This is a genomic window from Undibacterium sp. GW821-FHT11B02, from assembly GCF_058808955.1.
The window spans coordinates 243,165-264,732 of sequence record NZ_JBXASD010000003.1 but is presented as its reverse complement, the minus strand read 5'-3'; the positions used below and the strand labels follow the sequence as shown (position 1 = coordinate 264,732).

Sequence of the window (21,568 nt, the reverse complement as noted above, 5' to 3'; positions counted from 1 at the left end):
TCTATCAGAAACGGTATTCATCCAGACGCGGCTTCATGCCAGCGACGACGGCGATGATGCTGGCCAGGATAGCGCCGAGCAAGATATAAGGAAAACGGTTGAGTTCAGAAAATGCCTTCGCTATATCCTGATCAAAAGCTTGCTGGTTGATGTCTATGGTTTTGCCCAGCGCCTTGTCAAACTCAGAAAAAGCCCAGTCTGATTGTCCATTCTCTACACCCAGGGTCAGGGTCAGTGCTTCGTCATGACGCCCGGACTCTTCAAGTTGACGGATTTGCTGGTCAATTTCCATATAACGTGACCAGGTTTTCAGGGTCTGTACGGCGGCGGCTTCTTCACCCGGAAAGGTGATGTTGGCCAGCTCAACGCCAAGCAGGCCACCAAACTTGGTTTTGCTTGCAATAACCTGGGCGACTTTACCAGGTTTGATCGCCATGATTTGCGCTGTCCTTTGGTTGAAGGAGGTCGTTGCCTGTGCCTGTTCAGCCGGGTGACCACGTTGGATCAATAGCAGGCTTTCATCTGCATTGGCTTCATATGCCAGCGCACGTGCTTTCGATAAGGCGTGGATGGAATCAAACGCATCGTGTTTGGCCGATGTCAGGTTTTTCTCCAGCGAATTCAATGTGGAGACAACATAGAGCAGTGTCACGCCTATGATGACGGTGGCAGCAAATAAACCTGTATTCAGGCTACGCCGCGTTTTTTGTTTCAGATACCGTTGTGCGCCTATCAGTGCGACCAGCGTCAACACTGAAAACACGATGAAGGGTGACAGTGACAGGGAAAATGAGGCAATGTGCCGTTCAAAGCTGGCAGTCAGGTGATCAAAATTGGCCTGGTCCAGCGCCAGTGTGGCGGGCAGGATGGTGGACTGCATCAGCGTATTGGCACTGCTCAGATCGGTCAATGCGGCATCGCCGCTATTGCCCTGAATCTTGGCCTGAACCTGGCCCAGCAGGCGTTCGTATTTGCCCAGTGCCGTCATGACTGTCGTGATTGGCACTTGCTCTTCATTGCCGTAGGTGATGTTTTTTGCAGCTGTCAGCAGTTCATTGTGTGCCTGATCCATGTCGGCGCGAAACGCCGTGCTGGCTTTGCCGGTATCGGTTTCTTTGAGCAGTAATGCATTCATGGTATTGGCATGAGCACTGGCCAGCACGAAGCGGATTTTTTCAGCAGCGACGATGGATGGCACGGTGTCACGGCCCAGTGTCTGCACCGCCTCGCGGACACCCTTGTATACACTGAGACCGCTCAAGGCAACCAGCAAGGCACCGGCGATGCTAAGCCCTAGTGCCAGCGTCATGCGACCTGGAGTGGTACGAAGATAAGACTGCCATCTTTGCAATGTAGTGGCCTGGACTTGCTGATTCAATGCTGGCACGGGCATATTGGCGGGTTGCATATTGCTCTCTGTGTTTTGATGTGGCTTGTTATTATTTAGTGGCAAGGCGTAATTTAGTCCAGCTGCCGACTACGATTTCATCCCCAGCCTGCAGCGCAGTAAGTACGCCAGGGACAAGGGTGTTACCGTTCATGATGGACCCATTGGTAGAACCAAGATCCAGCGCAGCATAACTACCGTCTGCCTGACGCATCAGTTTCAAATGACGGCGTGATACACCGGGGTCATCGACCTGTATTTCGGGGTAGACACCCTTGACATCTGAACGGCGACCGACCAGGTTTTCTGCCAGGTCGAGCGGGAAAAAACGTACCGGCGTGTCTTTCGGGCACTGCGCTGCTGTTTCGGCATCGGCAGCCAGTGCCGGGTCAACGATAATTTCGATGTTGAACAGTTGTTGCGGCGAAAAGACAGCAGGCGGGCTGGACACCGCTATGGGGGCGGCAACTGGCAATGGCGGTGGACTGACATCCGGTACAGCGACTGCAGCAGTCGCCGCTGGTGCCATGACAGGTGTCATCACTGGTGTTACAGGTGCGTACGATGCCTTGCTCTGAAAATCATAGCGGCATACTTCGCAATAACGGCTGCCACCGTTTCTGGGCGTTCCACAATCAGAACATATATCTCCAGAACCGGTGGGTGTTGGGGCAGGCGAGGTCACGGATGCAGCACCTATGCGCATACCGCATTCAGAGCAATAGTCGGCATCAGTAGACTGGTGACCTTGAGAACAGATAGGCATGATTTCCTTTTTTGTGGGCTCAAGCGGTGGCTCAGGTAGTGGCAGGACGACGACGCACGGTACGGGTACCACCCATATCCAGTTCCATGTCGTCGCCTTTGCTGGCACCGGCACGCAAACGCACAGTCCCTTCTTGCGCATCGATCACATCCACCACTTTTTTCAAGCGCTGGGTCACTTCATCATTGCCGGTTTCAATCGCGATCTTCGCGGCTTTGCCTAATAACACAGTGGCCTGATCGATATCGCCACGGGATTTGGCTGCCAGCCCTTCCTGGATGGAATGCGCCAGTTCTTCCTGTCCTGTATAGTGGGCAACCTGTGCATTGATGCGGGTCGTCAGGGCATCATCGGATGACCAGGTAGCAACGATGCGCTGGCCATCGACGCTGACTTCAGCACCATCCTGTGAATACACGACTTTGGGGCGACATACCATCATTTCTTCGCCTTCGGCCTGGGTGGTCAGTTCAAAACCGAAATGATAGTCGCGGTTTTCCACACCCCATGAGCCGAGTGGTACTTCGATGGTTTTTTCATCAATGCGGGCACACAGATTTTTCAGGTCGGCGATTTCGGGTGACATCTGTTTCATGGTCACGATTTGTACTGTACGTGGCACCCACAGCCGCAGCTTGACGCCACTGACACCTTTGGACATGCCTTGTGCCAATGCTTCCCTGAACTTGGTCTGTAAGGTTTCCGGGTCTGGCACGGCGTCGGCGCGACCCAGCAGGCGACCGGCGATGGTACGCAGGTCACGTGGGTCCCAGTCGGTTCCCACGCCCCAGCAGCTTGCTTGCAATTTCTTGTCGCAAAATGAAATGGCGGCGTCGAGTGCCTTACCATCACCCTTATCGTTTTCACCGTCCGTCACAAAATACACTTGGACGATATCCGCTTCGACAGATTCTGCCTGCTTCGCGGCAGCCATCAATGCCTTGGACATCACCGTGCCGCCGCCCGCCTTCAGGGTTTGTACGGTGCGGTGCGCTGCTGCCTTGGCTATATCAGTGGCACGTGTGGCGGGGATGACGACCTGTTCCTGGCTATGGAAGGCAATCACGGAAAACCATGTATCTTCATCCAGACAATCAATGCCTACCCGCACAGCGTGTTTCATCTGTTGCAGCTTGTCTCCGTCCATGGAGCCAGACACGTCGCCGACAAATATGGCCAGCAGCCGTCCCTTTTTTTGCATGGGTGCGCCATCGTTGCTGGAATTGACGGTGATGACGGCGTCAAGGCGTGTGGCGCCGACAGCCAGGTGGGCGTTATAAAACGACTCAGCAGTAAATTTCATAGGAATTTTCAGTAAAGTTGATGCTGCAAACAGACCGTATCAGATGGCCCTTTGCGCCAGCTCATTGGTGTTGGCGCGCAGCCCTTCCAGCAGCTTGACCTTGATGTCACCCAACTGGGCTTCGGCGGCTTTGCGCTTCTGGCGGTTTTCTTCGTCCAGGCGAACGCCCAGTGCGATTGTTTCCAGCAATTTGTCTGCTGTCTGTGCCAGCAATGCCACGTCCTCGGCACCGCTGCCCTGGCTTTGCTTGGCCTGGGTATAGGCTTGCTGGAGCAGGTCGCCACCAATGGCACCCACTTGCCTTGTGATCTCGCGGCGTGCCTGTGTGCCAGCCGATGCATCCATGATCTGCTTTAACGATGCAACCCGCAGGATGGCGCTTTTCAGACGCGGTAAATCAAACAGGATGGTGTCCATGATATTGCGCTCTTCGATGCGGGCAGCTTCCTGGGTCAGGCGTATCTGCGGTACCGATAATAATGCGTCGGTAAACCCGATGTGCATACGCAACAGGCGGGCTTCAAAGGCATTGATCTGCTCGACTTCGTCACGCAATTTCATGACCGCGACCTGGTCGTTGGACACTTTTGCCTCGGCCTGCCTGTCGGCAAAACGTGCCTTGGCACGCACCAGTATGGATTGTCCTGCTGCCAGATAAAGCTCAAGCTGTTTCAGGTTGTCGATGGTGCGGTCAACCAGTTGATCAAGCTTGCCATTGGTGGCCGCCAGCTTACCGCGTTCACGTTGCGCCCGGTCTTCTATCTCTTTCAGATATTTGATGATTTCCGCGTGATGCAACTGAAAATAACGCAATGCCGATGCATATTTACCGATGAAGGGCAGTTTCCCCAGTGAGTTGGCAACCCAGTCGCCACCCTCTACTTCGGCTTTCATCTCGGCCAGTTTCATGGTCTTGATGTGGCGTGCCAGTTCCAGTGTGATGGCACCAGCTTCGCCCACGTCGGCGGTACGGATACCGACTAAAAGTTCGTCCAGAAACTGATTCATGTGCATTTGCTGCTCAGTACCAAAACTGGTCACGACTGCACTGTTTAGCTCACCTGTTGTGGCAACGATCTGCGTCATTTTCTGACGCTGGGCATCGCTGAAAGCGGCAATGTTGATCTTTTGCTGGTCTGTGAAGGCGTTGCTTAACTGAGGCAGCATCATGCTGTTTTGGCTATCGACTACTAAGGAATGGTCGTCCATGTTTTTTGTTATTCCTGAATGTGATACGTCTTGTTGTAATTGACGTGAATAGTATTATTACTAAAATCGTGTAAAAATTTCGTAAAAATTCTGGTTAGCCTGGATCCTGGCATGTTGCAAGTTCAAATCGGTGATTACAGTCCATGAATTGAGCAGAAGTGCTGGAAGGGCTTATTGTAATTTATTTAATGTTCCGTTATTCGTTTTTGAGTCAAGTCAATTGACTTATAAGGATTTTTGTCCATGTGACCGATGAAGTCCACGGTAGTCGCATTTCGATTTTACCGATGTGAAATTTGCTGATCAGCTATATCCGGGGCGGTCGTGTCAAGCAGGTGACTTGAGACTTGATCTGGCCCGGGCAATATGCTGGTTGCTAGCGGTTTTCAGTGCTTGTCAAGCCAAAGAATGTGGCGTGGGTAAGGTAATTCCTCCTTTGGTCCAGATCGCAAAGCTGTTACAAATTGCCCATATTTGTAAGCAAATCCACAACATGGCAAATTAACAAACCTTACCTGTTAAGCTTGCCTATTCTTTCAGCATTGTCGATCTGCCCCCGGCTTCAACTGGACAAATGACACGCCCATGACAAACACGACGCCCATGACGCCCATAACAAAGCCCAGCCTGAAGCTCGCCATCTTTCTTTTGCTGTTTCCCGCTTTACTTACTGTTCTGGGAATGTCACAGTTAATGAGACTGTCAAATTTGGCGCAAAACCGGGCGGAATTGTCTGAGCAAATAGCCAGTTTGTCGGAACTTGCGCAGCGCGATCCACATGCGTCCATACCCAGCGGTGTTAAGGGACGTGTACTGGGTGTACAGTACGCCAGTCAAATTCTGAAAGAGCAGTTGGCTGATCTGGATGAAAGCCATCCTGCCATACGTGCTCGTCAGGCTTTGCCGCTCTGGACGGTAGCCTGTGGATTGCTGGCAACGCTATTGGGTGTGCTGGGCATGATGTTGATGATTCGTGCCGGGCGCATAGCGCGAAATTCGCGTGAGCAACTCTTGCAGGTTTTTTCGAAAGGCTATCAACGGCTCCCCTGGTTAATGGCTGCCATGACGCTGTTACTCGCGAGCGCGACCATCACTGCTTCCGTCTATGAAACACTGACCAGCATCAACATCGTTAGTGCGATGAGTGACGCCGATCTGAAAGCAAGCATCATGTTCGGAATCGTCAGCCTGGTGGCCATTGCAGCGGCGTTGCAGGCACTGTATGCGTTGTATGTCAACCGGACCAGTTTCAACATCCAGGCCATGCCCTTGACGGGCCGTAGTGTTTTACCTTCTCAGTCACCCGCCTTGTGGGCCTGGATGCGGGATATCGCACAGCGACTCAATGCATTGGCACCAGATCATATCGTTGTTGGACTGTGTGACGGCTTCTTTGTCACCTCCTGCGACATCAGATTGACGCCGTCGGAGTCGATCTTGCGGGGGCGTACACTCTACCTGCCGCTTACTTATCTGGCGGTGTTGTCCCGTGCCGAAACTGAAGTCATTATCGGTCATGAACTGGCGCATTTTGCAGGTGCTGATACGGATTATTCAACGCGTTTCCTCCCCATCTTTTCCGGTGTGCGCAGAAACCTGGAGCACATGCACAACTTGCGCGAACGTGACATCGTTAGCCAGATCATGCTGTATCCGACTTTCCTGCTGGGCGAGTTTTTTTCTCAACAGTTCGATCATGCGGTTCAACACTGGAGCCGCCAGCGTGAGCTGATCGCTGACTCCGTTGGCAGTTCCCTGCATAGTGCGGTGGATGCTGCCACGGCGCTATTGCGTACAAGGTTGTTTAACATGTTGATTCATGAAGCCGTTGGCCGCGCACGCTTGCAGGCGACAGAGCAGGATGATCTGGTCGCCGAACTGATACAAAACGCGCAATTACGGGGCCTGGATAATCCGCAAACACATCTGGATGACGAATGGACTCACCCCACTGATACCCACCCGACATTGCGGCAGCGGATGGATGCGTTGCAGGTCATACCAAATGCAGACATGCTGGCCCGTGCCGCCAGACCTGTGGACGACGCAGGCATGTCACTGCTGAACCAATTGCTGGGCGATGGCAGCGCATGGTGCAAGCATTTGACCAAGGATTTATCGCAGGTACAAAAGCAGGATATTACTATTCGCTCTGGTTTGCTGACAGACGAATGGATCATCAAAAAACCACCTTCCATCGCAATGCTGGTATTTGGGTTAGCGGCTTTTCTGCAATTCTTGTTTGCGTTTGCCATTGTGCTGATGTTCCTGTCAAGCGGTACGCACTTCAAGCTGATTACCGTTGCAGTGATTACCTTCCTGATCGCAGGTGGTGTCGCATGTACTTTCGTCGCCAACAATTTCCGCAAGAAATCGCTGAAGCCTTTTATCGTAGTGCGTCGTGATACCTTGCGTCTGGAAGGCGTGACAGGTGAGCTAGCCTGGTCGGCTGTCGAATCGCTGGTTGCGCATGGTGGCTTCGTCGTCACGCTACAGTTGCAATTCAAACCTGGTACATCGGCACCCGTGATCGGAAAAAAAGCAAGATACCTGCGCTTCGATGCCCGCTCTCATCAGTTGTACATTACCTTGCCCAGAATCAGTGGGAGAAACTATGACGAGATCGCGAGGCAGTTTTACGAATATCACCAGATCGCGAATGCAGGCCATGTTGAGCCGGGGCCAGGCCAGGTATTGAGCTCCTGACCTATTGAGCACCAGATAAACAAGCATCTTACCCCACCGTTATTCCGGAGAATTTAGTGTTCGTCTACACCGTTACTCAAACCCATATCCCGGCAGGTGAAATTGATGTCAGCGATGTTCCGTGCCCACATTGCCGTAAAGAGCAATTGCGCATGCAATTCTTCAATTTGCGTGAAGACTCATTTTTTCATGCCTTTACCAATTTTCCAGCCATACCGCTTGTGGTTTGTTCCGCTTGCCACACAGAAATCGAGCGCAATGATTTCAGCAAGCCGCTAACCGACTTTTACCGGCAGCATCAGCACGCCTACCGGGGTAAGTTCCGTTTCTGGTTCAAATGGAAATTTGTTGCGGGTGTTGCGACAGCCATCACTGTCATAGCTGCCTTGCAATTTAAATTCAATGTAGATGCACAAGCCTCCACCGATCGCGCAGCGCTGCTCAAGCAACACCTGGCACACCCTGTCGTTGGCGATATTTTTGAAGCCTGGGTGAGCGCAGAACCGGCCACCTCGCGGGATGTTCCCCAAATAGTACAGCGATGGTTCAAGCTGATACGTATCGATGGTGATGTACTGATCATGCAACAAGATACCCGTGAATACAGTCTGACGAAAGATAAACCACATCAGAATGTGCCGGTCAAAGACGACAACTTTGCACCGGCAGAACTCAAGTTCCAGTTCAAGAATGATGACCTGTATCCACTTGATGGTAAAGAGTCGATATCAGTCTGGAGCGTGACAACAGCCAGCTGAATTTACGCCACCTTGCTAGCTTTCGTCTCATTCACCGCATTTACAACGCGCTCATGCTCGGCGGCCCAGGCAGCATCCATGGCACCGACTTTGACAAAAGCCGGGCGGCTGGTGATGCGTTGTACATACTCCATGATGACAGGGGTTTCAGGCACCAGCTTGAACATGGTGCCCCAGTTCAAGGCATTGCCCCACAGGATATCTGCTGCTGATATCTGTTCGCCCAGCAGGTATGGTCCTTTTGCCAGTTGAGCCGTGACGGTGTTGATCATCGTATCGAAATCACCGTAAGGGCACATTGATGGCGCTGCTGGCGGGTGTTGTTGCGACTTGTCCACCAGGGCCGGTTCATAACAGGCGGCATAAAACGCCATCCAGCGCAGGTAAGAGCCGCGCAAGTGGCTGCCAGGGGCAGGGCTAAGGCCAGCTTCCGGGAACAACTCTGCCAGGTACAGGAAAACAGCAACCTGTTCCGTGATCAGTTCGCCACGATGCAGCAGGGCAGGTACCTTGCCCATGGGGTTAATCGCCAGATACGCGCTCTGCCTTTGCTCGCCTGCCTTCATGTTCAAGACGTGCAGTTGATAAGGTGCACCTATTTCCTCCAGTAAGGTCAGCGCACCGGTAGCGCGGGTTTGTGGGGAATAGAACAGGGTGATGTTGTCATTGTTGCTCATGATCTTGCCTTTCTGTGTCAGGGTTAGCGGCTTTATAGCGTCATTGCTTGGCCGATGTGATAAGAATACGGTTTCATACCTGTCATCTTTTGTCAGGATGGATTATTATTGAAAAATTATTTCATTTCTTGCATCCCGCATCATTCTGACATGCGCGCCAGCCGGCTGATTTCCATCCTTACCATCCTGCAAGCCCGGGGTTTTGCCACTGCGCCTGAACTGGCAGATGAGTGTGGTGTCACCTTGCGCACCATTTATCGTGACATTGATTCCATGAGCGAGGCTGGCATTCCCGTGTATAGCGAACGCGGTTCTGCCGGTGGTTACCGCCTGCTGGATGGTTATCGCACGCAATTGAATGGCCTGTCCGCCAAAGAAGCCGAAGCCCTGTTCATGAGTGGCCTGGCGGGTGCCGCCACCGACATGGGGCTGGGTTCAGTCATGGTGGCGGCACAAAACAAGCTGCTGTCTGCCATGCCCGTGGCCTTGCGCGACGGTGCCATACAAATGCGTTCACGCTTCCACCTGGACGCGCCAGCCTGGTTTTCACTGACAGAGCAGCCGCATTACCTGCCGCAAGTGGTTGATGCAGTGTGGACACAACGCCTGATCCATATCCGCTATCAAAGCTGGAAAGGTGTCAAGGAAAGAACCGTCGAACCACTGGGCATGGTCATGAAAGGCGGTGCCTGGTACCTGGTAGGGCAGGTGGACGACAAACCACGCACCTACCGCATCTCGCGCATACTGGACTTCAATCTGCTGGAACAATATTTTGAACGCCCCGCCAGTTTTGATCTCACCAACTACTGGCGCGCATCCACCCGCAGGCTGGAACAGGACACCTACAACAACCAGGCCACCATCCGCCTGTCACCCAGAGGCGTCAAAATGTGCGAAGCCTTTTTGCCACCCTATGTCTACGCAGAACTGCGTTTGTCCGAAGACGTGGATGAACAAGGCTGGACCACCGCCACCATCCCGGTAGGATCACTGTGGCAAGCCTGCGCAGAAATGCTGCGTTTTGGTGAAGACGCCGAAGTGCTGGAACCACCAGAATTGCGTAGCAGGATGAGGGATGTGGTGGGGAAGATGGGGGCGTTGTATGGCGTGTGAATGCGACAAATGCTCGCCCCGCGTTTTTCGCCAAGCCACGATACAGTGTCTTGTTATTATTCCACAGATGTTTTATGGGAGGTGGTCAAAGGCGGGGCAACCGGCGACGCAAAGCAACGCCAGGTATTTCGTCCGCTGTTTTTCGCTTCGTAGAGCGCCGTATCTGCCGATTTATATAATTCAGACTGGGAGCTGCCATGTTCGCCAAAGAAGGCTGCGCCGATACTCGTGGAAACAATGAATTGCTGCTTACCAAAAATGATGGGTTGGGCACATAACCCCAGGATACGTTCGCATACTACATGAATCGAAGCAGTCTGCCCGGAGTCGTCCAACAACACGGCAAACTCATCGCCACCCAAACGCACCACAACGTCGACATCCCGCGTCGCTGTGACCAATCGTGCCGCAGTCGCCACGAGGACTGCATCACCGGCGTCGTGACCAAAGGTATCATTGATGTATTTAAATTTATCAAGATCGATTAACAACAACGCAAAATTTCGCCCTGTCCGTTTGGCCAAGGCTTGAAAATTTTCAAATCGCTCCATAAACAGGCGTCGATTCGATAATCCAGTCAGTACATCGCGATACGCAATCTCTTCCAGTTGAATCTTGCTCTGCCGTAGCTGTTCGGTACTGTTCGATAATTCCCGCGTCCGAATTGCCACTAATTCTTCCAATGCGAGTTTCGCTTTGTGCAGATAGGCAGTACGAAGCTGCACCAGCAACACAACCAGAAGAATTCCCGCTAAAAAGACTGCAACACGAAATAACCAGGTCTGATACCAGGCAGGCAGAACATTGATCGGTATACTCAGCGACTTCTCCACCCAGGTACCGTTACGATTTGAACCTCGCACTTGCAGGGTATATGCGCCAGGAGGCAAATTGGTGTAGCTGGCAACACGCCGGGTAAAATCGGTATCGATCCAGTTTTTGTCAAATCCAGCCAGCCGATACGCGTATAAATTGCGTTCCGGTGCGGTGAAATCCAGCGCAGAAAATTCAATGACCATGCTGTTTTCTTCCGGCGTGACAACCAGTGGATCGATGCCGACAGCAGCACCAGACAGTGTCACAGCCTTACCACCAATATGCGCATCGGTGATCACAATGGGGGGAATATATGTCCAGTTCTTGATCCGTTCGGGATAAATCACAGTCAGGCCATCGGCACCGCCAAACAACAATTCGCCAGCACCAGTTCTTACGCCAGAGTTAACCCAGTAGTTCGGCACTCCAAGACCATCTCCACGCCGAAAAGCGCGTACCGTTAGTGTTTCTGGATCGATCACCCCGATACCGTCATCGCTGCTGGCCCAGATTTTCCCTTGATTATCTTCAAGCAGCGCATCGACGTTGTCATTCGGCAACCCGGCGTCGGTGCTTATTCTTTTAAAACGGGGGTGACCGGATCCATCCCTGCCAAGCATTATATTGACCCCGCTGCCGAACAATGCTACCCACAACCGGCCGCGTCGATCAATCAGCATGGAAGATACATTACCGCCAGACAGGCCTGCCGAATCGGATTCGTTGTATTGAATTTTTTCAACTGCACCGGAAGCCAGATCGATACGATTTAATCCATTTCTTGTTCCAACCCAAATATCGTGATCGCGCCCTTTGATGATGGTGTTGACCCGTGGACTGGTAAGTTGCTTACCATCCAGATGACTGACCACCGGTTGAACTGCTCCATCTGGCGATACCGCGTACAAGCCGTCGCTTCCGCCACCAACCCAGAGTACGCCGTCATCATACAAAAGGGCATTGCCTGATTTGACCGGCACACGCCCTTTCATGTTGACTTGTTTTAATCCTTTTCCATTCAAATCGGTCCGATACACTCCGGCATCGGTGCCGATAAATACGCTGGTGCCATCACTGGCAAACGCCGAAACAACGCCTTTCGCCAAGGCAGTATGCGGTTCACCAGGATCGGGCCGTAGTTGCGCTATGCGCTCGCCCGTCGCCGTGATCACATCAACGCCCATTCCAGCGTAACCCAGCCAGATGAATCCATTTTTCGATTCGAAGACGCTGACGATGTCATTTGATGTGAATCCGTCAGAACGCCCGGGATCGCCGAACAATGACAGGATCGCTGTGTCAGCGTTAAGCAGGCGATCCAGCCCATTACCGCATCCGACCAGCATCGAACCGCTATGGTCAGCGTAAAGCGTCCAGACCTGGTCCGATAACAGGCTGTTATAAATCTTCAGGTCGTGACGAATATGCCGTGTTTGCATCGTATCGGAATTGACGACAACGATCCCATCGCCATAGGTACCAAGCCAGATTTCACCGTTATCCGACTGGCTCATGCTGAACACAAAATCAGTGAGCAGCGACGATTTTCCTGTAATGGTTTCTTCTACCTGACGCGGTTTGGCATCGGTGCCATCAATGACGAATGCACCGTTTTGATGAGTGCCAACCCAGATTCGCCCGTTGCGATCTTCCAATAGGCTACGAATATTCATCACTGGAGAAGTTCCGACGAAAATCGGAACAACAACAAAATGATCGTTTCCGGGAACCATTTTGGCCAGTGTTGTATGCGTGCCAACCCACACCACACCCTTATGGTCGCGGATTACTGAAGGAACCCGTTCATCCGGCAGACTGGAGGCATCGTTCTGGTCATGATGCCAGCTCTGCAGTTTGCCAGTCCTGGCATCCAAATGATTCAAGCCTGTGGCTGTAGCAATCCACAGCCCGCCACTGCCATCGTCGGCAATCGACAGGATCTCTGCATTGCCCAGCCCTTCCAATTTCACAAATCGATCTTTCTGCTTATCGTAGCGCACCAATCCGCCAGCAGATGTTCCTACCCATAGCTGAGCGGCAGCATCGACATGCAGCACGTTGACGCAATTATCAGGGAGAGAACCGGGAATTTTGGGATTCGGCAGATAGCTTCGAAAACGGTAACCATCCCACCGCGCCAAACCACCTTGGGTAGCGACCCAAAGAAACCCATCACCGTCTTCGGCCAATCCCGTCACTGTTGTCTGTGGCAAGCCCTGGTCCTGCGTGTAATGTTGAAAAAGGGCTTCAGCCATGCCAGTCCAGCGCTCACCGGTTTGTGCAGCATTCGACAATGACGGCATGCAAGACAGAACCCAAAACGTCAGAATGGCGAGCGCGTGAAGCGAATGTCTGACGAACACAAAGCCACCACGCGCTTCCCCGAAGCGAATGGCAGAACCCGCCAGCATTTTGAGTAGGCGAATTATTATGTAAGCCTCAATGATTATCAAAGGTGTTCACCTCATTGTGATCCTTAACCGATTCGCCGCAAATCACGTTTTCTACAGACTACATCACCTTGCCGGTGATTAACAGCGCGAAATCGTCAGCAAGCTTAGAAATGACAAAATGTAGAACATTTTCGGTCATGAATGCAAGGACAGCTATTTCGGCTGTTGATCCAGAATTTGATCTGCTACGCTCATGCAATAGTAAAGATCAACTCTGCTAATTGACGGTATATCATCAGTTGCTGAACTGGTGAGATCGACTTTGGGCTGTGCAGTTTGATCATAAAAAATGATCCCGAAGCCCCAGCTGCCAAACAAGTGTTCTGGGTAATTCACTTCTTTAGTTTCCCAAATGTCTTTCCCCCGAATTTTATAATTGCAATCCAGAAACGGGTGCATTTCCCGGCCCTTTGTGCCGGCGTAGCATTCTATCCTTTCAATGTTTTTGGATGTAGCGGCAGAAAAATGCTCAGCCATCTTGATTTGTATTTCTGCTGGCGTGAATGACGACTTGAAAAGTAAAGTGGTAGTACAGATAAAAAATAAAAATACCACGACTACTCGCGCTTTGAAATTCCACCTGCTAATCCCAATTCTCATAAATGCTTATTGCCTCAATATAGCTTGCGCATCAATTTAACACCTGTAATTGTATTCCCCCAGCGTAATGTATGAAATGGAATTTTCTTTTCTGGGCGGGGCTGCTCCTAAACAGCCTAAATCTTGAAAATGCTGGCAATTCATCCTAATCTTAAATGACATAAGTCAATATCCCGCCCTTAATTGCGTGCATATTCAATAGTTGGCCTCATAAATCCGTTGGTCAAATTCATTCGTCAAATCGGACAGGGATTGATTTGCCTATAGGATATTCTTTAGCGAAGACGCGAATGTAATGAAAAAAGTCAGTGCGGAAAAAAGTGCGGCCCCTGATTCACCGATCTTGTCTGTATTGAAGAAAGATGCGTCTGGCCTTGATAAAGCGACTGACACAGAGTCTTTATTCCAGGTCATTATTCTGGATTGCCTGAAAAAAATGGAGCAGCATGATGCCGGGATTTTTCCGGTGTATCAGCAAGAAAGCATGCATCAGCTTCGCGTCAGCTTGCGTCGTTTGCGTACTGTATTTCAACTATTCAAGGGCGAAATTTCGATTCCGCCATTTCTGGTAGATGACCTCGCCTGGATCGCCCGGGAAATTGGTCCGGCAAGGGATTGGGATGTGTTGGTATCATCTACTTTGACCAAGATTATGGACAGCAAAGAGAGCAGGCGTTCGGGAAGAAGAGTCATTGTGCAGGCCGGGCACTATGCCGAAAAACAGCATCAGCTAGCCATTGATGCCTTGTGTTCTGATCGGTTTGAGTTGTTTATGCTAAACCTGGCTGTGTGGTTGTTAACCATGGGTTGGAGGGATGAAGTTGCAGAAAAAGATGATGCCTACAGTGATACAGACATCCGTAAATTTTGTAATAAGGCAACAAGAAAAATCTTCAAGCGCCTTTTTTCGATAGGGAAGAAAACAAAACATAAGGATGCAGAGAAATTGCACCGTGTTCGTATCGCCGTTAAAAAGGCGCATTATGCGATGGAATTTTTCTGGCCGTTTATTTCTCTTGCCAAGAAAAAAAGTACTTTTGAAGATATCACTCAATTGCAAAGTGGCTTGGGCAATTTGAATGACATGGTTGTTGCAGATCGTCTGCTAGATGATCTGCTGAAATATGAGCCGGATCTTGCATTGGATATTGATACAGTCAGGCACAGTCTGAATGATCTGCGGGCCAGCGTGGAAAAGAATATGGTTAAAGAATTGGACCGTTATCCTGTCTTTCAACAAAAGGTGGCGAAAATCTTTTAGCCCACATTCAAACAGGCTACATGCCACCAGTTGTTGCGATGACCGTTATGTTGGCCATGTTACACGCAAAGTCTTGCTCATCCAGGGCATTTTGATGATGGAATAGCTAAACGGGCTGCGGTTCAATAGTATGTCATACGCACGCTTGTCCACGGTCATATTCCATTGTCCGGTTTGGTCACTTAACAAGCCATCCCTGACCAGCCAGTTGCCCCGAAAACCATCGAGCGAACTACTGCCGATTGCGCTCCAGTGGCTTATAGCTGCCTGCAGCAGACTGTCACACAGTTCCACTTCTGTTGCTGGCATGGTGATGCCGCTGATCACAGACTCTTGCGGCTTGAGACCACATAGAATTTTGTTCAGCGTCAGGTAGTGGTCTGGTGTGCCCATGTGTCCAGTCACTAAAAACTGCAGGTAATGAACGGCACGTTGCTGCGCTTCGGCAGATAAAAAAGTGTCGTTCTCCGTCAGTTTTAGGCGTGAGAAAAGCAAAGAGATATAGCTTTGCAATAGCACCAGCCCGGCATTATTCAGTTTTAATGGTGTGCTCATGTTGTCCCTGATGTTGTCTCGTTATGAGTTGCCAGCGTTGCGTAAGTTCAAGTCATGTAAATTTACCACTTGTCGCCAAATATACAAAGTGGCGTCTGCTCATCTACGCCTGGCTTGAACATTTTGAAACTGGCGAACTATTGAAAAACACGTCGGATAAGGCAGAGCAGGACTAAAGGCCGACGATCAGTTTAAATTTGACTTAAAGAATGCAATCGCACGTGCATTGACCTCTTTATGCACGGACACACGGTCAACACCTTTTTTGTCAGTGCAAAATTCGGGCAGGGTGTTGCGTCCGGCATCTGTGCAGGCGGCGAGAAAGGTGTAATGTCCGACGCCCCCAGGTAAAATGGTCAATTTGGCGCTACGGATGTTGGCCGCAAAATAGCGGGCGTTGGTGTTGACCGGAACAATATGGTCGCCATCGCCAGCCACGATCTCTACCGGGATGGTTATGGCTTTGAGTGTGTCTGCCGGGAACACTGGGCCAAGCGCCGGGGCTATCGCAAAGACAGCACGAATACGCGGATCGCGGTGCGATTTGTCTGCGTCACGATATGCCGCTTGCATGTCGACATCGGTTTTGCGTAGTTGTTGCGCTTTATCCCAAAATCCCGGGAATTCTGGCACTGGCTTGCAAGCTTCATCGGCCTGTGGCGATGCGCAAAAATCCATTATGCGATGTGGTTCCGTGATGCCGCCAGCTATTGCCATCATGGTGTAACCGCCGAGTGAGAATCCGGCTGCACCAATTTTGCCCGCATCGATTCGTGGGCCAAACGTGGGATCTTGCAACATCGCATCGATCACACTGGTCAAATCCTTGGCACGTTCCCACCATACTGAAAAGCCTTCTACCGTATAGGGTTCAAGGCCGTTATTACCGGGATGGTTGACTGCTGCGACAATATTGCCCTGTGCCGCCAGCGCTGTGCCAAGCCAGGCCATTTGTACCGCCGACCCACCAGTTCCGTGCGAAATCACGATGAGAGGATATTTGTCAGCAGCCTGCAATAGCTTTGCATCACGCGCAAAATTGGCGGCGTTAAAGAATGGGTTGCCAGGCGGGCCGATCGAAAAGGGCGTTTCAACAGCATCGGCTTCAGCCGGATACCATACCGATGTGATCAAAATGTGGGTCTTTGCGCCACGCCAATAGACGGGCTTGGCCGGGACGATGTTTCTGGTTACTGCACCTACTTTGTAGTTTGGCACAGTTTCGGCCTGTGCCAGTCCTGGTCCCATCAATGTGAAAGTGCTTGCTGCGATGGCGAATAGCCTGGTAAACCAAGATTTGTTCATGGAAATTGCATCCTGTTAACGTTGGGGGTATTGGTGGGAGCTGGGGCCAGGAAAAATTCAGAGCGCGCAAACTGGAATGCAGATGTCGCACTCAAATATGCCCGTCTTGGGGTCCATTCTGACGTCTGGCGGGTAATATTCAAAGCAGGGGCGCGCATCGCATTGCAAGCCGCTCGAAGGTAACCAGGCGCGGAAAAATTCCATCCACGTATCCGTGATACCGGATGAGGTGCCGACATATTTGGTGACCGCATAGCGTCCACCGGGCAATTCGGTGATGTTGGCAGGTGCGGTCGGGTAAAAGCCTTCCGTAGTTTCGACACAGGCATCGTAGCGACACTTGTCTACCGGGGTAATGCTAGGGTCATCATGGCTGATGCCGTAACAGGCTTGATGGGTCAGGCCATTGCTGTGCAGCCAGGGGGTGAACGTCGTTCGCCAAAAACTACCTATTTCTGCGCCATAAGAGCCGATCTTGCGAATATATGCCACCTTGACGGCTGGCAAGTCGATGATATCCACCTTCATATCGGTTTCCGTATTGATGTGTTTGAAGGCTTCATGATTGCCGAAATCGGCAATAGATATCTGATCAGGATTGCTGTTGCCGCTATTGTGTTCTGATTTTTTTATCCGCATCGCCGCCAATTGCGTGGCAGAGCGTCGTCCGGTATCTTTGCGCCAGGCAGCAGGCGTGCAGCCAAATTGCGTCTTGAAGGCGCGACCAAAGGCTTCTCCTGATCCAAAACCAGTATAGACAGCGACTTCCAATACGGTCAGATTCGGTTGTGTTGCCAATTGCATTGCCCCGACTTCCAGGCGCCGACGTCGGATATAGTCACCTAATGTCTCACCCATCCAGCTGGCAAACAAACGATGAAAATGATAGCGCGAAAAATTCGCCACATCCGCCAAGTTTGCCAGTTCGAGTGGGGAATCTAAATGATGGTCGATGTGATCAAGTACCCGATTCATGCGCCGGGCGTATTCACTGCGATATAAGTGGGGAGACGACATGGAATGCCTGGTAGCCAATTAAAGCCAAGTATTATATTCGTAACAATACAATGTGTGACGATGCAACCTTGCAGGACTTGAAATGTATCACGCTTACTTTTTGATACTTACTTTTCGACACAGACTTTACAGCTTCGGTGTCAGTCAACATGTCGTTAATGGCGTTTAATACCCTTTAAGACCATTTAACACATCGTCATTTCACTTGCATTTTTGGGAGAAAATCATGGCAACCCGTGAGGTACTCGCTCGTCCCCAGCTTTACTTCTTTATTGTCACGGGTTTGCTGTTCATGCTGGTGATGCTCAAGGTGGAATTGCCTTTGTTGCTGGGGATGAACCCACAGTGGGAGCAAAAAATAAATGCCTATCGCTGGTGCCTGCACGTACACGCATTTGCGGCAACGATGGCGCTGGTCGTTGCACCCATACAGTTCTTTCCTGATTTCCGCAGCAGGCATTTGCATTTGCACCGGGTACTTGGGCGTGTGTACGGTTTTTCTGTCTGTATCGCCGCCCCCATTGCGATATACATCGCACTGATGTATTTGGCCGCTGATGAAAAATGGCCTGCGATTGCGCAAGGAAGTTTATGGTTGGGCACCACGCTGGCTGCTGTGTACACTGCCAGCAACAAACAATTGATCATGCACCAGATATGGATCACCCGCAGTTATGCACTGACGCTGACTTTTATCGTCACGCGTATGGCCGTTGATGTTTTGAAACTGGATATCAAAGCCAGTTTTGGTGGAAGCGCCAACCTCATCTGGGTTAGTAGTTTCATGGCCCTGGTGATTGCCGATATGTTGTGCGCGTCCTTGCATCCGGCCAGAAAACTGGAGGCAGCATGAGTCCCCCGGTTGCCGTGTCGAAGCCTTATTCACCACAAATGCGTCGTTTGACTGCGTTATCCTGAGGCGCAGATTGTTTTACTTGCGGTAAAAAATTTGCCTGACAGTTTTCCAGCCCGACAGAACACTACAATCCCAGCTTATCCTTTTTGAGAAAATAAATACGTGCATAAGCCAATAACTGCCCATCACTTGGATGATCGACGGTCTCTATGCTTTTAACTTTCTGCGCGATGGCATCATAGTTTTTCAGGAGATGCTTCATTAGCTCCAGTTTTTCAAACCCGGGGCCAACAATCAAGATTTCCTCGGCGTCTTTCAAATTCATCGCAATGTCATCGAAATACTGCGGGCTCTCTGGTGCCCGGCCAGCCCCTATAGTCCCGGCTTTGGTATGTAAATGCGGATGGGTGGAATGCGTTAAGACTATTTTAGTCTCGACGGTTTCGGCGTTGAAGTGAATGATATGGGCCTGAACATGATCTATCCAGACGGCAACATGATTGATTGACATAGGTTTTCTTTCTGTGAAGAGGGTAAATTTTTCATAAACAGGACTTACCCAAAACAGCCCTGACAAAGTGAAAATAGCGATGAAGGCGCTTGCCGGAAATGTTTCTTTCAATCTACGTCCAGTGTTTTCTCAAGATCATCTTCAATACCTGTACAGACAGCATGCATATTAAATTCGCCATTGTTTGTACGCCATCGAACAGATGGCCTTCTTTTATCTGTTTAATCTAAGGCAAGTTGTAGCGGGTTGGCATTTTCACTTAGAACCTGTTTACGATCTGTAGCGAACGTGCGTCAGCGGGGTGAAGAGCCGCGCAAAAAGCGGAATGTACTCTGGTACATGAGCATTTTGAGCAGCGCATGAGCCCCGCGTGGACTCCGATTGCGTACGCGCAGTAAGATCGTAAACTGGTTCTTAATGCAGGAAGACGACTATGCAAATGGGTATGATAGGTTTAGGCAGGATGGGCTCTGGCATAGTAAGGCGTCTGCTGGCAACAGGTCATGACTGCGTAGTCTACGATTCCAGCGAGCTGGCAATGGCTGAATCTGAAAAAGATGGTGCCAGTGCAGCCAGGTCACTGGAAAATATGGTGTCACAGATGTCATTACCCCGCGCTATCTGGCTGATGGTGCCTGCAGCAATGGTCGACGGAATATTGGCAAACTTGTTACCTCTGCTTAGCAAGGGTGACATTGTGATTGACGGTGGCAATTCTTACTATCGCGACGATATACGACGCAGAGACGAATTGCAGGGGAGGGGATTACATTATCTTGATGTAGGGACAAGCGGTGGTATTGCCGGTCAGGAACGTGGCTATTGTCTGATGATAGGTGGCGAGGCTAGCATTGTTGAACGCATGCGCCCCATATTTTTGTCACTTGCCCCTGGTGTTGCAATTGCTACGCGCACCCCAGCCCGTTTGCTTAAGGCGCTTCCTGTCAATGATGCCGAACAAGGTTTCTTGCATTGCGGTGGTACTGGCGCGGGCCATTTCGTCAAGATGGTGCACAACGGCATTGAATACGGAATGATGGCAGCCTATGCAGAGGGCTTGAACATTCTGCACAATGCCAATATAGGCAAACCTGAATTTAAGCAACAGAATGACGCCGAGAATACACCGCTACGCAATCCCGAATTTTATCAGTACGACATGAACTTGCTGGAAATTACGGAAGTGTGGCGGCGCGGCAGTGTCATCAGTTCCTGGTTACTGGATCTGACGGCATCGGCCTTATTCCATGATCCTGATCTTGATGCTTACGCAGGCCACGTGGCTGACTCCGGCGAAGGCCGATGGACCATGCTTGCAGGCATTGAAGAAGCGGTCCCAATGGGCGTGCTGAGTGCGGCACTGTTTGAACGTTTTTCTTCTCGTGGACGCGGCGATTTTGCTAATCGGATGCTGTCTGCAATGCGCAGTGAATTTGGCGGGCATCTGGAGAAAAATGATGCACCCTCAGCAGGAAGCTCAAAATGATGCCATCTGAAACAGATTCCGGTCTCAAAGAAATGCCAGTCAGGAGAAACCTGGTATTTTTAATCGATGTTGACAACACTCTTCTCAATAACGACCAAATCTTATATGAATTTGGCCAACTTCTTTACACCGAGTTTGGTTCTGCCAGTGCCGCACGGTATTGGGACATCGTTGAACAATTGCGTATTGAATTGGGGTATGCAGATTATTTCGGCGCATTGCAGCGGTTTCGGTCTGACGCAGCATTTTCTCCTGAAAATGAGTTTGAACATTTGCATAGTGTAAACAATCAGGCGTTGCTGCGAATATCAAGTTTCTTGATGGATTATGTTTTCGCAGAGCGTTTGTATCCTTACGCGATGGAATTGATTGCACAGCTTGAAACGATAGGCAGTACCGTGATTGTTTCTGATGGCGACATCGTCTATCAGCCACGCAAAATACTTCGTTCTGGCTTATGGAATGCGGTAGGTGGCCGTACGCTGGTCTATGTTCACAAAGAAAAAATGTTGGCCGCCATCGTTCAGCAGTACCCCGGGCAACACTATGTGATGATAGACGATAAATTGCGCGTGCTAACCGCAATGAAAAAACTGATGCAAAACCGCCTGACGACTGTGCTTGTCCGGCAAGGACACTTTGCTTTAGATACAGATACGCTGACCATGTACCCACCCGCAGACATCAGTGTGGATCGCCTGGGTGATCTGATGGACTATCAATACAGCGCATTTGTCAGCTTCGATAGTCCGGCCACTGTCAACTCATGGCCATTCAGCAGTTAAC

General features: G+C 50.8%; 18 protein-coding genes. 7 read left to right on the top strand and 11 right to left on the bottom strand.

Going from position 1 to position 21,568, the window contains the following annotated elements; all coding sequences use genetic code 11:
* Nucleotides 1–4: 4 nt before the first annotated feature.
* Genes AC1RVX_RS07375 through AC1RVX_RS07360 form a run of 4 tightly spaced genes read right to left on the bottom strand, consistent with a single transcriptional unit; the run spans nucleotide 5 to nucleotide 4,665 of the window.
* The gene (locus AC1RVX_RS07375; RefSeq protein ID WP_493215916.1) at nucleotides 5–1,408 is read right to left on the bottom strand and encodes a GlnX family signal transduction membrane protein; all 1,404 of its coding nucleotides are present in this window, start codon (nucleotides 1,406–1,408) and stop codon (nucleotides 5–7) included.
* 31 nt (nucleotides 1,409–1,439) lie between these two features.
* Complete coding sequence (locus tag AC1RVX_RS07370) at nucleotides 1,440–2,153, bottom strand: FHA domain-containing protein (protein WP_493215915.1); 714 nt, start codon at nucleotides 2,151–2,153, stop codon at nucleotides 1,440–1,442.
* A gap of 31 nt (nucleotides 2,154–2,184) precedes the next feature.
* Nucleotides 2,185–3,456, bottom strand: a complete 1,272-nt coding sequence (locus AC1RVX_RS07365) for a VWA domain-containing protein (RefSeq protein WP_493215914.1) — start codon at nucleotides 3,454–3,456, stop codon at nucleotides 2,185–2,187.
* A gap of 39 nt (nucleotides 3,457–3,495) precedes the next feature.
* Nucleotides 3,496–4,665, bottom strand: a complete 1,170-nt coding sequence (locus tag AC1RVX_RS07360) for a toxic anion resistance protein (protein WP_493215913.1) — start codon at nucleotides 4,663–4,665, stop codon at nucleotides 3,496–3,498.
* A gap of 693 nt (nucleotides 4,666–5,358) precedes the next feature.
* Here AC1RVX_RS07360 and AC1RVX_RS07355 point away from each other — a divergent pair.
* Together AC1RVX_RS07355 and AC1RVX_RS07350 are read left to right on the top strand one after the other, a co-directional pair.
* Complete coding sequence (locus AC1RVX_RS07355) at nucleotides 5,359–7,371, top strand: M48 family metallopeptidase (RefSeq protein ID WP_493215912.1); 2,013 nt, start codon at nucleotides 5,359–5,361, stop codon at nucleotides 7,369–7,371.
* A 56-nt stretch (nucleotides 7,372–7,427) separates the two neighbouring features.
* Entirely contained in the window at nucleotides 7,428–8,129 is a 702-nt protein-coding gene (locus tag AC1RVX_RS07350; protein ID WP_493215911.1) for a hypothetical protein, read from the top strand.
* Nucleotides 8,130–8,131: 2 nt separating this feature from the next.
* Here the strand turns inward: AC1RVX_RS07350 and AC1RVX_RS07345 are convergent, their stop codons facing one another.
* Nucleotides 8,132–8,806, bottom strand: a complete 675-nt coding sequence (locus tag AC1RVX_RS07345; protein ID WP_493215910.1) for a glutathione S-transferase family protein — start codon at nucleotides 8,804–8,806, stop codon at nucleotides 8,132–8,134.
* Between the two features lie 108 nt (nucleotides 8,807–8,914).
* Here AC1RVX_RS07345 and AC1RVX_RS07340 point away from each other — a divergent pair, with 108 nt between their 5' ends.
* Nucleotides 8,915–9,922: a helix-turn-helix transcriptional regulator gene (locus AC1RVX_RS07340; RefSeq protein WP_493215909.1), complete on the top strand. Its 1,008-nt coding sequence runs from the start codon at nucleotides 8,915–8,917 to the stop codon at nucleotides 9,920–9,922.
* Nucleotides 9,923–9,978: 56 nt separating this feature from the next.
* Here the strand turns inward: AC1RVX_RS07340 and AC1RVX_RS07335 are convergent, their stop codons facing one another.
* On the bottom strand, nucleotides 9,979–13,191 hold the full coding sequence (locus tag AC1RVX_RS07335; RefSeq protein WP_493215908.1) for a diguanylate cyclase: 3,213 nt from the start codon (nucleotides 13,189–13,191) through the stop codon (nucleotides 9,979–9,981).
* 153 nt (nucleotides 13,192–13,344) lie between these two features.
* Nucleotides 13,345–13,668: a hypothetical protein gene (locus AC1RVX_RS07330; RefSeq protein WP_493215907.1), complete on the bottom strand. Its 324-nt coding sequence runs from the start codon at nucleotides 13,666–13,668 to the stop codon at nucleotides 13,345–13,347.
* 418 nt (nucleotides 13,669–14,086) lie between these two features.
* Between AC1RVX_RS07330 and AC1RVX_RS07325 the strand changes: the two genes are divergently transcribed.
* Nucleotides 14,087–15,052: a CHAD domain-containing protein gene (locus tag AC1RVX_RS07325; RefSeq protein WP_493215906.1), complete on the top strand. Its 966-nt coding sequence runs from the start codon at nucleotides 14,087–14,089 to the stop codon at nucleotides 15,050–15,052.
* Nucleotides 15,053–15,097: 45 nt separating this feature from the next.
* On the opposite strand, the gene AC1RVX_RS07320 is transcribed toward AC1RVX_RS07325, so the two are convergent.
* The 3 genes from AC1RVX_RS07320 to AC1RVX_RS07310 all read right to left on the bottom strand — a co-directional run bounded on the left by AC1RVX_RS07320 (nucleotide 15,098) and on the right by AC1RVX_RS07310 (nucleotide 17,929).
* Nucleotides 15,098–15,607: a contractile injection system tape measure protein gene (locus tag AC1RVX_RS07320; protein ID WP_493215905.1), complete on the bottom strand. Its 510-nt coding sequence runs from the start codon at nucleotides 15,605–15,607 to the stop codon at nucleotides 15,098–15,100.
* Nucleotides 15,608–15,793: 186 nt separating this feature from the next.
* The gene (locus AC1RVX_RS07315) at nucleotides 15,794–16,912 is read right to left on the bottom strand and encodes an alpha/beta hydrolase family protein (RefSeq protein ID WP_493215904.1); all 1,119 of its coding nucleotides are present in this window, start codon (nucleotides 16,910–16,912) and stop codon (nucleotides 15,794–15,796) included.
* Between the two features lie 57 nt (nucleotides 16,913–16,969).
* A complete protein-coding gene (locus tag AC1RVX_RS07310) occupies nucleotides 16,970–17,929 on the bottom strand; it encodes an AraC family transcriptional regulator (RefSeq protein ID WP_493215903.1) in 960 nt (319 codons plus the stop codon).
* Between the two features lie 226 nt (nucleotides 17,930–18,155).
* Here AC1RVX_RS07310 and AC1RVX_RS07305 point away from each other — a divergent pair, with 226 nt between their 5' ends.
* On the top strand, nucleotides 18,156–18,782 hold the full coding sequence (locus AC1RVX_RS07305; protein WP_493215902.1) for a DUF2306 domain-containing protein: 627 nt from the start codon (nucleotides 18,156–18,158) through the stop codon (nucleotides 18,780–18,782).
* Nucleotides 18,783–18,909: 127 nt separating this feature from the next.
* On the opposite strand, the gene AC1RVX_RS07300 is transcribed toward AC1RVX_RS07305, so the two are convergent.
* Nucleotides 18,910–19,407, bottom strand: a complete 498-nt coding sequence (locus AC1RVX_RS07300; protein ID WP_493215901.1) for a translational machinery protein — start codon at nucleotides 19,405–19,407, stop codon at nucleotides 18,910–18,912.
* Nucleotides 19,408–19,729: 322 nt separating this feature from the next.
* On the opposite strand from AC1RVX_RS07300, the gene gnd reads away from it, so the two are divergent.
* Together gnd and AC1RVX_RS07290 are read left to right on the top strand one after the other, a co-directional pair.
* The gene (gnd, locus tag AC1RVX_RS07295; protein WP_493215900.1) at nucleotides 19,730–20,782 is read left to right on the top strand and encodes a phosphogluconate dehydrogenase (NAD(+)-dependent, decarboxylating); all 1,053 of its coding nucleotides are present in this window, start codon (nucleotides 19,730–19,732) and stop codon (nucleotides 20,780–20,782) included.
* The gene (locus tag AC1RVX_RS07290; RefSeq protein ID WP_493215899.1) at nucleotides 20,779–21,567 is read left to right on the top strand and encodes an HAD family hydrolase; all 789 of its coding nucleotides are present in this window, start codon (nucleotides 20,779–20,781) and stop codon (nucleotides 21,565–21,567) included. The genes gnd and AC1RVX_RS07290 overlap by 4 nt, the downstream gene beginning before the upstream one ends.
* Nucleotide 21,568 lies beyond the last annotated feature (1 nt).

Excerpts from the sequence above, each read along its gene's own strand:
- AC1RVX_RS07325 (WP_493215906.1), top strand. The coding sequence starts at position 14,087 with ATGAAAAAAGTCAGTGCGGAAAAAAGTGCGGCCCCTGATTCACCGATC.
- AC1RVX_RS07315 (WP_493215904.1), bottom strand. The coding sequence starts at position 16,912 with ATGAACAAATCTTGGTTTACCAGGCTATTCGCCATCGCAGCAAGCACT.
- AC1RVX_RS07365 (WP_493215914.1), bottom strand. The coding sequence starts at position 3,456 with ATGAAATTTACTGCTGAGTCGTTTTATAACGCCCACCTGGCTGTCGGC.
- AC1RVX_RS07310 (WP_493215903.1), bottom strand. The coding sequence starts at position 17,929 with ATGTCGTCTCCCCACTTATATCGCAGTGAATACGCCCGGCGCATGAAT.
- AC1RVX_RS07290 (WP_493215899.1), top strand. The coding sequence starts at position 20,779 with ATGATGCCATCTGAAACAGATTCCGGTCTCAAAGAAATGCCAGTCAGG.
- AC1RVX_RS07320 (WP_493215905.1), bottom strand. The coding sequence starts at position 15,607 with ATGAGCACACCATTAAAACTGAATAATGCCGGGCTGGTGCTATTGCAA.
- AC1RVX_RS07370 (WP_493215915.1), bottom strand. The coding sequence starts at position 2,153 with ATGCCTATCTGTTCTCAAGGTCACCAGTCTACTGATGCCGACTATTGC.
- AC1RVX_RS07345 (WP_493215910.1), bottom strand. The coding sequence starts at position 8,806 with ATGAGCAACAATGACAACATCACCCTGTTCTATTCCCCACAAACCCGC.
- gnd (WP_493215900.1), top strand. The coding sequence starts at position 19,730 with ATGCAAATGGGTATGATAGGTTTAGGCAGGATGGGCTCTGGCATAGTA.
- AC1RVX_RS07375 (WP_493215916.1), bottom strand. The coding sequence starts at position 1,408 with ATGCAACCCGCCAATATGCCCGTGCCAGCATTGAATCAGCAAGTCCAG.
- AC1RVX_RS07355 (WP_493215912.1), top strand. The coding sequence starts at position 5,359 with ATGAGACTGTCAAATTTGGCGCAAAACCGGGCGGAATTGTCTGAGCAA.
- AC1RVX_RS07330 (WP_493215907.1), bottom strand. The coding sequence starts at position 13,668 with ATGGCTGAGCATTTTTCTGCCGCTACATCCAAAAACATTGAAAGGATA.
- AC1RVX_RS07305 (WP_493215902.1), top strand. The coding sequence starts at position 18,156 with ATGGCAACCCGTGAGGTACTCGCTCGTCCCCAGCTTTACTTCTTTATT.
- AC1RVX_RS07360 (WP_493215913.1), bottom strand. The coding sequence starts at position 4,665 with ATGGACGACCATTCCTTAGTAGTCGATAGCCAAAACAGCATGATGCTG.